The sequence below is a fragment of the Tatumella sp. UCD-D_suzukii genome (assembly GCF_000611875.2).
GTDB lineage: Bacteria > Pseudomonadota > Gammaproteobacteria > Enterobacterales > Enterobacteriaceae > Tatumella > Tatumella ptyseos.
The window spans coordinates 239,110-254,299 of the sequence record NZ_JFJX01000049.1; the positions used below are offsets into that span (position 1 = coordinate 239,110).

A 15,190-nucleotide genomic window follows, 5' to 3' on the forward strand; every position below is an offset into this window, starting at 1 on the left:
ATAAGTCATAGCATCACTTAACAACGAAAATACGGCCTATTCTGATAATCAGTGTTTTCGTTATCACGCTAAAATGTGTACGGCTCTCCGGGCTCCCGGTCGCTACCGGATTTTTTTTGACCGGATAAATGCAGGTAATTTCTCAATAGTATGGGAGAATAACCCATGAAGTTTATCGGGTCAGATAATCGTATGCCGTAGTGGGTAAGCAGAGCTTTAGTTACTGGTATCGGTTTTAAGTGTCATACCTCTGTATTAAGTGAACCTATTATTATGAAAATTATTGTTACTGGCGGTGCAGGATTCATCGGCTCGGCAGTTGTTCGCCACATCATTCAAAATACAACCGCCCATGTAACCATTGTCGATAGCCTCACTTATGCAGGCAATATGGACTCTCTGGCTACCGTTGAAAGTAACGAACGTTTCTGCTTTCAGCATCTGGATATCTGTGATCGCCCCGGGCTGGATCGATTATTTGAGTATTTCCAGCCGGATGCCATTATGCATCTTGCCGCTGAAAGCCATGTCGATCGTTCCATTGATGGTCCGGCTGAGTTTATTAATACCAACATTCTGGGTACTTATCATCTGCTGGAAGCGACTCGCCACTATCTGCAACATAACCGAACACTGGCTGGCGAAAAATTCATTTTTCATCATATATCAACCGATGAAGTCTATGGTGACCTGCATAGCTGCAATGATTTCTTCCGCGAAGATACTCCTTATGCACCAAGCAGTCCTTATTCGGCCTCTAAAGCTGCCAGTGACCATCTGGTCAGAGCCTGGGGGAAAACATACGGCCTGCCTGTTATTGTGACGAATTGTTCAAATAACTATGGTCCGTATCATTATCCGGAGAAGCTAATACCACTCGCTATCATTAATGCATTAATGGGTAAACCCATACCTGTATATGGCAACGGACAACAAATCAGGGACTGGTTATATGTAGAAGATCACGCCAGGGCGCTTTGGGAAGTCATCACTCACGCCAATCCCGGGGAAACCTATAATATAGGTGGCAGTAATGAACTGACTAATCTGGACGTTGTCCGGCACATCTGTCGGTTACTGGAAGAGTTACATCCGGCTAAGCCTGCGGGAATATCAGCTTATAGTGATCTCATCACATTTGTTGCGGATCGGCCCGGACACGACAAGCGTTATGCCATTGATGCTACAAAAATACTCACAGAGACCGATTGGGTAGCAATTGAAACTTTTGAAACCGGCTTACGTAAGACAGTAATGTGGTATCTGGAAAATCAACGCTGGTGGCAGAGTGTACAGGCAAAAAATGATGGCTGGCAGCGGCAGCAGTTCGTCACTAAATGATAAGGGTAAAATAATGAAAGGAATTGTACTGGCCGGTGGCACTGGAAGCAGGCTCTATCCTATAACACAAGGAATATCAAAGCAGCTATTGCCTGTCTACGACAAGCCCATGATCTATTATCCTATCTCGGTGCTTATGCTTTCCGGTATCAGGGATATTTTGGTCATTACCACTCCGGAAGATATAGGATCTTTTCGTCGACTCTTAGGCGATGGTACTACCTTCGGTATTAATATTAGTTACAGGGTACAATCACGCCCCGCGGGTGTGGCTGAAGCATTTCTGATTGGCGAAGAATTTATCGGAAAGGAATGCTGTTCTCTGGTGCTTGGCGATAATATATTTTTCGGTCAGGGATTTGGCAGTAAATTACTGAATGTGGCCGCAAGAAACCATGGCGCTACAGTATTCGGTTATCAGGTTAAGGACCCTCAGCGATATGGTGTTGTTGAATTCGATGATAATACTGTCGCTTTATCGCTTGAGGAAAAACCGCAAGTACCTCGCTCGAACTGGGCCGTCACCGGACTTTATTTCTATGATACTCAGGTTGTGGATATGGCTAAACAGGTTAAGCCTTCTGCTCGCGGTGAGCTGGAAATTACCACTATTAACCAGATGTATCTGGAAGCCGGTTTACTGAATGTGGAGCGCCTGGGAAGAGGCTTTGCATGGCTGGATACCGGTACACATGAAAGCCTGCTCGATGCTTCACAATTTATCCATACTATTGAAGAACGTCAGGGCTTTAAAGTTGCTTGCCTGGAAGAAATTGCCTACCGCAATGGCTGGCTTTCCATGCAACAGGTGGCAGAGCAGGCCAGGAGATTAGAGAAAACGGGCTATGGCTATTATCTCTCACAATTGATCAACAGCCATTAAGCCCTCTTAACATAAAAATACAGATCACCCACTGATTTCCGCCGGGTGAGTACCAGCCTCACAGGAAATCACGAGTTTCGGTTATATGTTTCGTCTGGTCTGGCCTGTAGATTTTTGGTGCTGTAAATCGCTATCTACCGGATACCACGCCCCTTACCGGATTAAAACGACGACAGGAAATATAAAACCATAATTCAGCATTAATAACTTCATTTATAGCGGCGAATCTCAGCATGCAAGCGCCGTAATACTGAAGGGATAAAAATCTGGCAATCACAGCCAACGAGAGTTGTGCAGGAATGAATCATATTTCCATCGATTATGTTTTCGATGGGTGCTTACCTTTGCCCTTACCGCTTACAGGCCCGGAGTGAGCGGGCCTGTATTAAAAACGGTTAGTCGTTACCAAACAGATCGCGGGTGTAGACTTTATCGCTGACATCTTTCAGCTCGTCCACCAGACGGTTAGCAATAATAACGTCACACTGCTGCTTTAGCTCGTTCACATCATGAGTGACCGGGGAATTAAAGAACAAAGGCTCGTTCAGGACTGGCTCATAGACCATCACCTCAACCCCTTTGGACTTCAGGCGTTTCATAATCCCCTGGACTGCGGATGCACGGAAATTATCGGATCCGGCTTTCATCACCAGACGGTAAATCCCGACTTTTTTAGGCTTACGCTTCAGGATACTTTCGGCAATAAAATCTTTACGGGTGCGGTTCGCATCCACAATGGCATTGATAATATTGTTCGGGACATTCTGATAGTTTGCCAGCAACTGCTTGGTATCTTTCGGCAGGCAGTAACCGCCATAACCGAAGGACGGGTTGTTGTAGTGGCTGCCGATACGCGGGTCCAGGCCAATACCTTCAATAATCTGTCGGCTATTCAGGCCATGGTGTTCGGCATAGCTATCCAGTTCATTAAAGTAAGAAATACGCAATGCCAGATAGGTATTAGCAAACAACTTAATAGCTTCTGCTTCGGTATCGTCGGTAAACAATACCGCAATATCTTCTTTTTCGGCCCCGGCCACCAGCAATTCAGCAAAGGTTTTACCTTCAGGCGACTGGCTGCCGACGACAATGCGTGACGGATAAAGGTTATCGTACAGCGCACGGCCTTCACGTAAAAACTCCGGAGAGAAAATAATATTATCTGTCCCGAGACGTTTTTTCAGATCGCGGGTGAAACCAACCGGGATGGTTGACTTGATGACGATGGTTGCCTGCGGATTAGTCGCCAGCACGTCAGCAATGACAGATTCAACACTTTTGGTATTGAAGTAGTTACTGACAGGATCGTAGTCCGTGGGGGTAGCGACAATCACAAAATCTGCGCCCTGGTAAGCCTGTTGCTTATCCGTAGTAGCAGTAAAGTTAAGTTCACGCGTCGCCAGGTAGTGCTCGATTTCATGGTCAACAATCGGGGAAATTTTCTGATTCAGTTTATCGACTTTAGCCTGATCGATATCTAATGCGACCACTTCATTGTGCTGTGCAAGCAGAATACCATTCGAAAGCCCTACATAGCCGGTACCGGCAATTGCAATTTTCATAGTACATAAGTCCATTGAGTAAGCATGACGCTGCCAGGCTCTGCACTCTTACTGCAGAGCGAAATAATAGCTATTGTGCCGTCCGGCGCGACAACTACCAAACAAATCATACGTTTTTATTCATAATCATAGCAGTGAGGTTTCGTGCCATCCGGCCAAATACTCTTCCCCTGGTTCAGGCCCGCAGGGTACTCAATGTCTGATAAATCTGTTCCAGAGAGTCAATATCCCTGACGCGGATCAAAAGGTTACGCGCTCCCAGACCGAGTACCAGAACACCGTCATCAGACAAATTCAGCTGCTGAATTCGTGCATAAGAAATATAGATCGCGCCGTACCACAGGCCTTCAGGTTTAAGTAACAATAACGGTCGCCGCAGCCAGACCAGATAAATACCACACAGCAACAGCAACGAAAGCAACCAGCTGGTCAACGGACTTCCGGCAGAGACGGCATTGTTATAGAGAAGAATAGCCACCAGCACGATAAAAATCATGCCGTCGGTAGCCTTAGCGCGTAACAGACTGATCCTGAGCAGCGTTTTTCCTTTCAGCCAGCCGGTGACCACCTGCTCAAAGAGCAACCAGCACATCAGGCAGACAGTGAACAGTAATATTACAGCATCAGTCAGAGACATAGGTGACTCCTGAAAAAACGGGGGCTTTCTGCCCCCGGATGAGTACTCAATTACACCCCGAGCAGGCCGATGCGATAACCGGCAATACCGATAAAGAAGAAGCCGATAATTATCCATAACGGATTAACTTTCTTACGCAGCAGCCACATGCAGCCGAAGGTCAGCAGTAGAGGCACCAGCCCCGGCATTAACTGATCCAGTATCGTCTGTACGGTAGTGACCTTTTCAACCCCGGTCTGGTCTGTGACGGTAGAAACGACCAGCGGAATATTCACATGGGTCCATGTATTAACCAATGCTCCCATCACAAACAGCCCGAGTATCGAGGCTCCTTCGGTCAGTTTCTGCAGAAATCCGCCGCCCATATCCTTAACAATATCTACCCCTTTGCGGTAACCATAGGCCACTCCGTAATACCGGGTCAGCAGACGGACGGCATTGAACAGAATAAAGAACAATAACGGCCCGAGCAGGCTGCCATTCATGGCAATACCGGCCCCCAGTGCGGCAAAGACCGGACGTACGGTTCCCCAATAGATAGGGTCACCCACCCCGGCCAGCGGCCCCATCAGACCGACTTTAATACCGTTGATCGCACCATCATCGATTGGCGCCCCGTTCGCACGCTGCTCCTCCATGGCCAGTGTCACGCCCAGTACCGGCGCGGCGACATACGGATGGGTGTTAAAGAATTCCAGATGACGTTTAATCGCCTGGCGCCGTTCCTCATTGTTTTCGGGATACAGGCGACGGATAGCCGGTACCATTGAAAAACAGAACCCCAGAGCCTGCATTCGTTCAAAGTTCCAGGATCCCTGAAACAGATTCGAACGGATAAATACACCACGAATATCCCCGGGGGTGAGTTTTTTAACTGTCGGACGAGTTGAATCAACCATTTTTCTCACCTCTTAGTCGAGTTCATTATCAAGGTCATTACGGCCCGGTGCGGCGGCAGGCGCTGCAGCAGAGCGATTATATTTCGGGCTAAGCTGGATATAGAGAATAGCCATCACTGCACCAATAACCCCCAGAGCCACCAGGTTGAAGCTGGTGAAGGCGGCGGTGACAAACCCCAGATAGAAGAAAGGCATCAGGTAGCCTGCACGCATCATATTGATTACCATAGCGTAACCAACGACCACTATCATGCCACCGGCGATATTCAGCCCGTTGGTCACCTCTTCAGGGAGCGAGTCCAGCAGACTCTGTACTTCGCTGGTGCCTACAGAAATGGCAACAATCACGGCAGGGATAGCGATACGCATTGCCTGCAGCAGTAATGCCGAGACATGTATCCAGGACAATGCCGTCAGGTTCCCGCTAGTGGCGACTTTATCTGCCGCATGCTGGAAGCCGACAGTAATGGTGCGTACGACAATGGTTAACACCTGTCCGGCGGCAGCCAGAGGAATGGCCAGTGCAATAGCGGTCCCGATCCCTTGATGCCCGGCAATCACCAGGATGGTTGAGACAATGGATGCCAGGGCAGCATCCGGGGCAACGGCCGCACCAATATTCATCCAGCCCAGAGCGATAATTTCCAGGGTACCGCCGATAATAATCCCTGTTTTCATATCACCGAGGACCAGACCGACTAAGGTGCAGGCCACCAGTGGACGGTGAAACTGAAACTCATCAAGTATCGATTCCATACCGGCAATACAGGCTACGATGAATATCAGTACAATCTGAAGTGTGGTGATCTCCATTGTACTTCTCCTGTGAGGTTAATCTGACCCGATGGCAGCGGCGACAGTCGATTACTGTGCGACTTTGCCAATGAGAGCCATCATTTTAAGCTTCTGATCGCTGGAGACCTTCCGCACTTCCAGCTCAATGCCACGGGCATTCAGCTTTTTAAAGGCATCAATATCCTGCTGATCCACCGATACGGCATTGTTCACCTGGGTTTTCCCCTGCCGGAATGCCATCCCCCCTATGTTAACCGAGGTAATTTTTACGCCGGCTTCCGCCAGACGTTCAACATCCGCCGGGTTGGTAAACAGCAGCATGACACGCTGTCCGGCATATTTTGGATTGTTATAAACACGGACCATTTTTGCGACATCCACCACATGGGCAGTCACTCCCGGAGGCGCGACCTGAGTCAGCAACGTCTTACGTACCTCATCAGCCGCCACTTCGTCACTGACGACAATAATGCGCGAGACATTCGTTTCTTTGGTCCAGCGGGTCGCGACCTGACCATGGATTAACCGGTCATCAATACGGGCAAGAGCGATGTTCATGTAATCGCTATCGGACATGGGCTTTACAGGAATATCGGCAGCGGCGTTAACCACAGGTTTCGTCACCGGGGCCGTCTCTGCGCTGTATTTCAGCGCCCTCACCCCTTCCCTGCCCGTTTCCAGAGCAACCGCTACCAGCGCATCCAGCGTCGGGTTATCATCACGGGTCATAAACGTTTCGACCAGCATCGGTACATTGACCCCGGCCACCACTTCGTAATTCTCTTTATCGACCACTATCCGGCTGGCTGCATTAAACGGACTTCCCCCCCAGGTATCGACAAGGAAAAGCACTCCTTTTTCGGTATTCAACGTGTTTAAACGCGCGTTATACTTTTCAATTAATGTGTCAGCATTTTCGCCAGGCACAAAATCAATCCAGCCGACGTTATCCTGTTCACCTAATAGCATTTCTGTGGTTTTCAGCAGCTGTTCAGCAGCCCAGCCGTGAGTACCAATGACAATAGCAATAGTCACTTGCTACCTCCCGTATGCACTACATCTCAAAAGTCCTGTATCTGCCATTGTTATGTTCAGAACCCTACAGATATCAGGGAAGCGTATTCAGAACGGAGTTATTTTATTCCCTGAAAAAAATAAAATATGTGATGACACACGGTAAATGGAGGGAATTAATTCACTCAACACACAAAAAAAACATTATTGAAAATAAAGTATAGGAATGAAAACCTTCGCTGCGTCACAGTAATTTACAGAATAAGTGTTTTAGTTATGTAGCGTTGTGACTTTCGTTAAATTATTTCTATCAGAATGATTCATTAATTTATTAAATAAATTTAATCCTCCTGAGTCATTTTTCCTGCGTACATTTTTACCGCCTAAGGCTAAGTGGATGAGGTATAAGCCACCGCAATCTTCCCCTGCCCGCTGAGTAAAACATCATGCTCTGATGCCGGAATAAATAGTGATCCCCCGGGAGCTAAGCTCAGAGTTTGCCCTGCCGAGGAACAGCAGGCTTCCCCCTGCAGGCAGAAAAATATCCTCGGCCCCTGCCAGCGAAGCGGACGGGGTGATGCAGTTAATTCTGCGACAGAGAAACAGAAATCACTGACCGGCACCGGGAAAACCTGCTCTCTGGGCAACAACTCTGGCGGAGTCAGTAAAGAACAGGCCGGACGACTGCTGAAATTCACCGAGGCGACTAATTCATCGATATCCATATGCTTAGCGGTAAGACCAGCCCGTAATACGTTGTCGGAGTTAGCCATAATTTCCAGTCCGCAACCGGAAAGGTAAGCATGCGGCGTACGGGTATGCAGAAACATCGCCTCCCCCGGCGCCAGCGTGACCACATTTAACAGCAGCGGCATAAAACGCCCCGCGTCATCGGGATAATGCTGACGGAGTGTTTGTACCGCGTCCCGGGCTGGCCCCTGTTGCCGCTGACAGCACTCATCCAGCTGCTGCAGTGCCTGACGTTTCTCTTCACCCTGCAAACGTAACAGCCGGGTAAAGAGCTGTTGCAGGGAAGCCCGATCCGGTTGCCGGACAAAAGCGGCAATCTGTGGGTGGACAGCGGTAAGAGGACTGAATAATTCCGTGATTTCACTGAGCTCACGAAAACCGTTCATCGCCAGAAACGGGGTCAGTGCATACAGCAGCTCCGGTTTATGATTATCGTCTTTATAATTACGTAGCGGGGAGTCCGGCGGTATACCGGCCCTGTTTTCCCGGGCGAACCCCAGTTCAGCTGAACGCTTATCAGGATGCACCTGAACGGAGAGAGCGCTTTCAGCACAGAGGACTTTAAAGAGATAAGGCAGGCGACCGAAGCGTGCTGAAATCTGCGGTCCAAGCATCCCGCGGCTGTCGGACGTAATAAGCGCCTGCAGGCTTTGCTGCCGACCGTCAATGATCACCCCGGAGCTGGCCGCCGGGTGAGCCCCCATCCAGAGTTCAGCCATTGGCTGATGTTGCGGGTTGCTGATGCCATATAAATCAGTGAGGGCTGTTTTACTACCCCAGTCATAATGCTGTATCGGGTTGATAAGTTTCCACATGGGCTGATCTCTGTTTCTGAAATTATCAGCAACAGAACGTAACCTGGTCACTCCCGAAAAAACCGCTCTTTCTGGCGAAAGATATTAAAATTGAGATCAGGCGCAAATTAAACTTCCGGTAATATCGGAAAAAGAACCATAAAAAGAGACATAACGAACAATCAATAATAAAACGATAATCAAATCACAAAAACCAAAAGTCATTTAAATAAAATTAATAATAGTGACTGAGATCAGAATTCTCTTTGCTGAGTGATATACCCTGCGGATCCCACCGAGCATTCATTATCATTAATTAGCGAAGCTGCAATATAAATATTCGTTTTGTTATCCGGAAAATGGTAGGTATAACGAACCGTCTCCAGCACGGGATGCGCCTCTGTAAAGATACGGAAATAATCATCACGGGTAAGAATGCTCCCCCCCGGGAGCTTACTGGCTGCCGCATAAGACGCATCCGCTAACTGGCCCGCCAGTAAATCCCCTGCCGGGACGGCAGATAACACCTCCACCACTGGAACAGGAAATTTTCGGGTGACCAATCCTGTGTCTTTTTCGATTTGGTCTTTCAGCATAATTTCCGGTGCAGCCCCCGGTACAGCACAAGGTGTGCTGTCTGCGCAGGCATTACCAATAAACAAAGCAAGAATCAAAGGATAGATTTTCATAGAACGATTAACTCATGGTCATGACTCAGCCAGATAGCTCTGCGATCCCCGGGACGCATAACAATACATCCCTGAGATGCTGTACCGGGGTCCCTCCGGCTATCACCGTGGATCATAAATGCACTGCGGCCACACATGCTGTTAGCGGCATCCGGTATCAGCGGCAGAGAATAATAACCTGTCGTTGAAGAGTTAACCGGTGCGGTAATCCGGTATTTGCCCGCAGGGAGAGGCCCTTTGTTAACAACGCATTGATATTGTGGATCATCCTTATAACCCGGCGCTCCGGCATACAAAGCAGAAAACCGATAAATACCGTCATGATAAAACCTGCGGGTTCTCACCTGATACGTCCATGTCATAACAACTCCAGATAGCAGTAAATGAAGATAAAACCCCTGCATGATTTCACGGAGAGCACAGTACAGGAAGAAGGAAAGCTCACGGTTGGGGAAACTTCAGAGGCAGTATGCTGACTGGAAGGAGAAGGGGCAAAGTGCTGAAGCCGGATTTAAGAGCAGGATCACAGCTTATATCAGTAAATCAGAGAATTTCTAATTCAGATTAAGTCTGTCTTATTGATAATTTTCTGAACGAACTGGAACTATGAAAAAGGGTAAACAAGAAAAGTTGAGGTTCAGGGAAGGATAAACACAATTACGGGTGAGGAAGTTGACTAAAGCTGAGTATTATTTGAAGTTAATAATTAGTTGGGCTTACGTAGACACACAGGCATCTCTTACTAATATAATTAAGAGGTGGATGAGTGATGGGATAGAAAAAGAGGAGATGCTAAAATCACTGTGATAAGATTTAATAATCAATTAGCAGTACTTATCGTGAAGGTCTGCAGGCAGAGGGAACGGACTTCGATCCAAAATGAAGGAGATACCGTCTGATTGAAAGTTAAAAATATTCGCACCTATGACCACCTATAATATTACTTACCGCCAATAATTTAATGATAAACGGGAGTTTGAAATCTGGCCCCGCCCTACCGATACCAAAAAGATTGAAATTAATTGAACACTAACAGTAAAAGTAAAATTACCGAGGAATATATCATAATTAAAAAAGACTCCGGTAGAATATACCAGGAGTCTTCGATAAGATGAAACCCTATGAATTACTCAATAAAGAGGAATAAATTAACATCATAAGATACAACTGACCATTGAACCAAAATATCATTAATTAATTTTTTAACATTAAATCAATATGAAATTTTAAATGCAATGAAGAAAGTGTAAAGACAAGATATTTCATATTAGAACTGTGAAAATATTATTTTCCTTTCGGATATTGAACTATTTTTTTCTATATAGTGCTATGTCGCTATCACTTATTGAGTTAGGAAGTTTCCTTGCAAAAAAACATCCGCTGTCAAGTACCTTTCCCACATCCTCCATTGTTAAAACTCTGGGAAATTCTGGTCCGGTATCCCAATCTATATATCTTAATGAATTGGATCTTATTTCACTACTTTCAAAAAAAACAGCATCCGGCCAGGTTTTAATAATAGAGTGAAAGAAAACCTCATCGCAACAGTAAGAGTGAATAAAAGATTCATAGTACCAGGGGTTTCTTTCAATATAATCAATTGTGTATTTTACTGCGCGATTAGACATACCAAACCAATTACTTCCTTTATACAACTCAGGGAATTCATTGAAATTTTTATAGTACACTTTATTTCTTAAGAACAAGGGTCTTACAAACTTATATAGTTTAGCCAGCAATTTATCAGCTAAATTTTTGTTTCTTTTGAAGTACCAGGAAGGATAAATGTACTTAACTCTATGCGAAGGGTTGACATAATTATCGCCCTCCCCCTGAAACTCAAAAAATTCACTACCAGAATTAACATTGATGAAATCCTGGAACTTCCCCTGAGTTTTCAGAGGAATATCATTTCCTGAAAGGAGGAAAAAATAATCGAAATCGAAATTGAGTGAATATCTTAAAATTTTATGAGTAACATCGATCTGACTCGATGTCCCCCAAACGATATCAACCCTGTCCTTAAATAGGAGAACATTATCTGACTGTAAAAAAATAAAATCTTCTATATCAGACTTTTTATCGACATGAATAATAATAAAGTTAGATTTGCAACTTGATAACTCTTTAACTGTATATATTAAAGGCTGGGTGACCTCATGACAAATTATTGCATAAAAAAACATCATTAACTGACCTCTTTTAAAAGAAGTTTTTTAAAAACACAAATAAAAAATCCAATTAAATAGCTTTTATCGTGAACAATCAACCATCTAGATTAACTCAAAGGAAAAAGCTAGAGGTTAAAAAGGCTTTGTAAATCACATTTATGTTCGAATATGAGTCGAACCACCAAGATATAAAACCTGTGCATAATATTAGATAGATCAAATAGCATATATATTATTTAAAAATAACACATGAAGAAAACAAAGGCATAGAATTAGGAATGAAAAACCTTCCTTTACTAAAAAGCAAAAAAGATATAATTAATTCGCAGTGTTAACTATTGCATTATAATCTTATTTTAAAAAACACCACAAATATTCACAAGCAGGGTTTAAACTATTTAGCTTTATTTTAATGATTGGGTTTTTAAAGCACTCTTTAATACCGCGATATTTTTTGGGATATTGAAAATATTCAGATGAATTGTAAATATCTCAGCTTTATTATAAAAATAATTAATAACAGTAAGTGATAACATTTCGCATAATAATGCACCCCAGGCTGCACCATAAATCCCATGCTTCATTATCAAAAGCCACGATATGAATATAGTGAAGATTGCTGTAATCAATGATTTCTTTGCCTCGAATTTATAACCCCCTTGAGAAATAATATATCTAGCGGCAACAACTCCTAATGAGGAAAGTATAGTTACAGGTATTAGTATTAAAGATATAGAATAAACCTGACTATATACTTCACCATAAAGATGAGTAATGACATATTTACCTAAAACCAAAAACAAAATGAAGTAACTACCACCAACGAGAATTAAAATCATGGACAGGAAAGAAGCTATCTCATAGCTAGTTTCTTTCTTTGATCCATACAGCATAGGAGTAAGAGACGCGATGATAGCACTATTCACAAAGCTCCATGAGGTACCTAATGCGATAGCTACTGAATAAATTCCCAGAGCGAACATAGAATCGAATTTTGATAAGAGAACCCGACCAACATTCAAATATACCATAACCGACACTGTCGATATAACCAGACCAAAGCCAGAAGAAATACCATATTTTATAAGCGTAAACTTCGGCTTATAAAAAAAAGTATAATTTTTATTATTTTTTTTAAAAATACAAAAACGGATAACGAAAGGAATTAAACCTTGGGCAACAATTGGAATAGAGAGGTATTCCGGGGATAACTTCATCTCAACTATAATATAACGGATTCCAAAAGAAATAGAAAGACCAATGACGTTAGCAATGACATTTATATGAGATCTTAAAGTTGCTTCATTGAAAGTATTAAAATAATCAATTATAACAAAGAAAGTTGATATCCCCACGGCTAGCGAGAAGATAAAAGTTAGCCTGTCATATTCGAAATAAAAGTATAAGATTACTAGAACACTGGTAAGGAAAAAAGAAATAACTTTGAATAAAGCAAATGACCTCAGGAAATTAACCCCATTCATTGGGAATTTAGAAATTAATTTCACACCGATAGTGTCACTCCCCCAGAATACAAATGCCTGAAGGACTGAGAAATATAGGATTGCCGTGTTAACCTTACCAAAGTTGGCTGGGCCGATATATTTGGCAACTGCAGAAGTCACCAGGAATAAACCAGCAATAGAAATAATTCTTTCTGAGAGAAGCCAGATTGTATTTGATATAATCCTGTTTCGCATAAATTTCATATTAATAATATAACCTGTAAATACGAGGGCAGCTAGTGGCGATCTAACGAATATAATATCTTAAGTAGACTGACTGGCAGTAACCTCGGTATTACACGCATAATAAAATAAAGCAGGGCCTTAGGACCTTTGGAAATCCTTAGTTCGCGTTTTAATTTATAAAGTTGAATTTCACTATTTATATACTTCAGACCTCGTCTTTTGAGCATCGTACTACTGTCTACTCGAGCCTTAACCAGAATATCCTCGAGGTTCATAATATTTTTATTTTCTGAAATCAGCCTTAGCCAGAGATTATAATCCTCCATATAGTAATGATGAATATAGCTACCCGAACGGATGATATCCTCTTTCCTGAACATAACACTCATATGATTGAAGGGATTTTTTTTCTCTGAAAATTTTCTAATAGAAGGATAATCCAGAGGAAGTACCTTTAACCTTTCTTCATTATTCTCATCAAACTCAATTATTCCACTACCAACCATCACTAGCGTTGGATCTTTAATGAACTCATCGATCTGACGTGCAAACCTGTCAGGAAGACAAATATCATCAGTATCCATCCTTGCGATAATATCATATGAACAATTTTCAATTCCCAGGTTTAAAGCTCGTCCTAAACCAACATTATTTTCAATGGGAACTATTTTTATATTCAGTACCGTTATATACTTTTGGAAAACATCCCTTAGTTCTTCCGGTATAGGTCCATCCAAAACCAGAACAACCTCATCTGCTTTTAGTGTCTGATATACCAAACTATCGAGGCACTGGATAAGATTATTTGCAGTTTCTTTATGGTAGAGAGACATCAATACGGAGAATTTATTTTTTTTCATCATTTAATACATCACACCATGAAGAGTAAATTTTACTTTCACTAAAATCTTCTGAATTTATCAGGGCTTTGCAGGAAAGATTTTTTTTAATATTCTCGTCGGACATTAACAGATTCAAATGCTTAATATAAGATTCATCATCATTATAGTCTATTAAATACCCATCACCATTAATCAGCTCTGATGGACCAGAAGGACAATCAAAAGCAATTACAGGAAGCCCAAAGCTCTTGGCTTCAATTAAAACCATTGGTAACCCTTCATATCTGGAGGTCATCAATAAGCATGCTGCCTTGCGGTAATAATCCTGAATATTCTTTGTTGCATGGCAGAGTTCAACATTGGTTATGTTGTTGTTCATGATAAATGATTCTAACGTTGAACGTTCATCACCATCACCAAGAATCAATAACCGCCAGTCATCAGTTTGACTTTTACTCCAGATTTTTAGAAGACGAAGGAAATTTTTTTGATGGGATAAACGCCCTACAGCAATAGCTAATTTTTTCTGAAGGGGAGATGACAGCTTTGATGCTTCTAAAGCAGGGTAAGGAGACATGTTTTTTATTGATGTCACTTTACTTTTTTTTATAAAAGGTGTGCTGGCGATATAACGACTATCGCTTTCAGTCAGTGTTACTATTCGATCATAAAGAGAATAGCAAGATAATTTAAGAAACTTGATGTGCTTAGGGAAAGATTTTATCCCAACATGATCAGAACATATAATTTCATTCTTTGCGAATAAAAGCCTGGACAATATAATATATTGAACAGAAAGTTTGCCCATCGATATTACGATTATTTTGTTACCAGTCCTTTTCTCATTTTCAATGATTTTTTTTATGGCCATAAGCCTGCTTAAAGAACCATAACTTTTTAGAGCAACATCATCATTCAGTTTATAGTAAGCTTCTCCATCAGATAATGAGTGAACTATAACTTTATGTCCCCTGGATGAGAACGTATTTGACAGCATAGATAAAACCCTATCAGTTCCGCCACTGTTAGAGACCCCATCAATTACAAATGAAATACCCATAATACCTCAAAGTTATTTTTCTTTAGCTTTTAAAATATGACCAACTGTTCCAGTTAACTGAA

The 15,190-nt window shown here is 43.0% G+C and carries 14 protein-coding genes; 2 read left to right on the plus strand and 12 right to left on the minus strand.

Translation table 11 applies throughout. The features are described from left to right. Positions 1 to 270 precede the first annotated feature (270 nt). Together rfbB and rfbA are read left to right on the plus strand one after the other, a co-directional pair. Positions 271 to 1,341 (plus strand): dTDP-glucose 4,6-dehydratase, encoded by a 1,071-nt coding sequence (gene rfbB, locus CG67_RS09300; RefSeq protein ID WP_025902675.1) that lies wholly within the window; start codon positions 271 to 273, stop codon positions 1,339 to 1,341. A 13-nt stretch (positions 1,342 to 1,354) separates the two neighbouring features. Beyond that, on the plus strand, positions 1,355 to 2,224 hold the full coding sequence (gene rfbA, locus CG67_RS09305; RefSeq protein WP_025902676.1) for a glucose-1-phosphate thymidylyltransferase RfbA: 870 nt from the start codon (positions 1,355 to 1,357) through the stop codon (positions 2,222 to 2,224). 395 nt (positions 2,225 to 2,619) lie between these two features. Here the strand turns inward: rfbA and CG67_RS09310 are convergent, their stop codons facing one another. The 12 genes from CG67_RS09310 to CG67_RS09365 form a co-directional block, all read right to left on the minus strand. Beyond that, complete coding sequence (locus tag CG67_RS09310) at positions 2,620 to 3,786, minus strand: nucleotide sugar dehydrogenase (protein ID WP_025902677.1); 1,167 nt, start codon at positions 3,784 to 3,786, stop codon at positions 2,620 to 2,622. A 175-nt stretch (positions 3,787 to 3,961) separates the two neighbouring features. After that, positions 3,962 to 4,423, minus strand: a complete 462-nt coding sequence (locus tag CG67_RS09315; RefSeq protein ID WP_025902678.1) for a DUF986 family protein — start codon at positions 4,421 to 4,423, stop codon at positions 3,962 to 3,964. A gap of 50 nt (positions 4,424 to 4,473) precedes the next feature. After that, positions 4,474 to 5,322 (minus strand): PTS mannose transporter subunit IID, encoded by an 849-nt coding sequence (locus tag CG67_RS09320; protein ID WP_038024755.1) that lies wholly within the window; start codon positions 5,320 to 5,322, stop codon positions 4,474 to 4,476. 12 nt (positions 5,323 to 5,334) lie between these two features. Next, positions 5,335 to 6,135 (minus strand): PTS mannose/fructose/sorbose transporter subunit IIC, encoded by an 801-nt coding sequence (locus tag CG67_RS09325; RefSeq protein WP_025902680.1) that lies wholly within the window; start codon positions 6,133 to 6,135, stop codon positions 5,335 to 5,337. A gap of 51 nt (positions 6,136 to 6,186) precedes the next feature. Further along, the gene (manX, locus tag CG67_RS09330; RefSeq protein ID WP_025902681.1) at positions 6,187 to 7,152 is read right to left on the minus strand and encodes a PTS mannose transporter subunit IIAB; all 966 of its coding nucleotides are present in this window, start codon (positions 7,150 to 7,152) and stop codon (positions 6,187 to 6,189) included. A gap of 368 nt (positions 7,153 to 7,520) precedes the next feature. Beyond that, on the minus strand, positions 7,521 to 8,696 hold the full coding sequence (gene manA, locus CG67_RS09335; RefSeq protein ID WP_025902682.1) for a mannose-6-phosphate isomerase, class I: 1,176 nt from the start codon (positions 8,694 to 8,696) through the stop codon (positions 7,521 to 7,523). Positions 8,697 to 8,929: 233 nt separating this feature from the next. After that, positions 8,930 to 9,364 (minus strand): hypothetical protein, encoded by a 435-nt coding sequence (locus CG67_RS09340; protein WP_025902683.1) that lies wholly within the window; start codon positions 9,362 to 9,364, stop codon positions 8,930 to 8,932. After that, positions 9,361 to 9,726 carry a tlde1 domain-containing protein gene (locus tag CG67_RS09345; RefSeq protein ID WP_025902684.1) on the minus strand — a complete coding sequence of 122 codons (366 nt, stop codon included), beginning with the start codon at positions 9,724 to 9,726 and terminating at the stop codon, positions 9,361 to 9,363. Before CG67_RS09345 ends, CG67_RS09340 begins: the two co-directional genes overlap by 4 nt. Positions 9,727 to 10,671: 945 nt before the next feature. Next, positions 10,672 to 11,553 (minus strand): beta-1,6-N-acetylglucosaminyltransferase, encoded by an 882-nt coding sequence (locus CG67_RS09350; RefSeq protein WP_025902685.1) that lies wholly within the window; start codon positions 11,551 to 11,553, stop codon positions 10,672 to 10,674. 386 nt (positions 11,554 to 11,939) lie between these two features. Beyond that, a complete protein-coding gene (locus CG67_RS09355; protein WP_025902686.1) occupies positions 11,940 to 13,244 on the minus strand; it encodes a polysaccharide biosynthesis C-terminal domain-containing protein in 1,305 nt (434 codons plus the stop codon). Positions 13,245 to 13,276: 32 nt separating this feature from the next. Beyond that, positions 13,277 to 14,089, minus strand: a complete 813-nt coding sequence (locus tag CG67_RS09360; RefSeq protein ID WP_025902687.1) for a glycosyltransferase — start codon at positions 14,087 to 14,089, stop codon at positions 13,277 to 13,279. Then, positions 14,073 to 15,128 (minus strand): glycosyltransferase family 4 protein, encoded by a 1,056-nt coding sequence (locus CG67_RS09365; RefSeq protein WP_025902688.1) that lies wholly within the window; start codon positions 15,126 to 15,128, stop codon positions 14,073 to 14,075. Before CG67_RS09365 ends, CG67_RS09360 begins: the two co-directional genes overlap by 17 nt. Positions 15,129 to 15,190 lie beyond the last annotated feature (62 nt).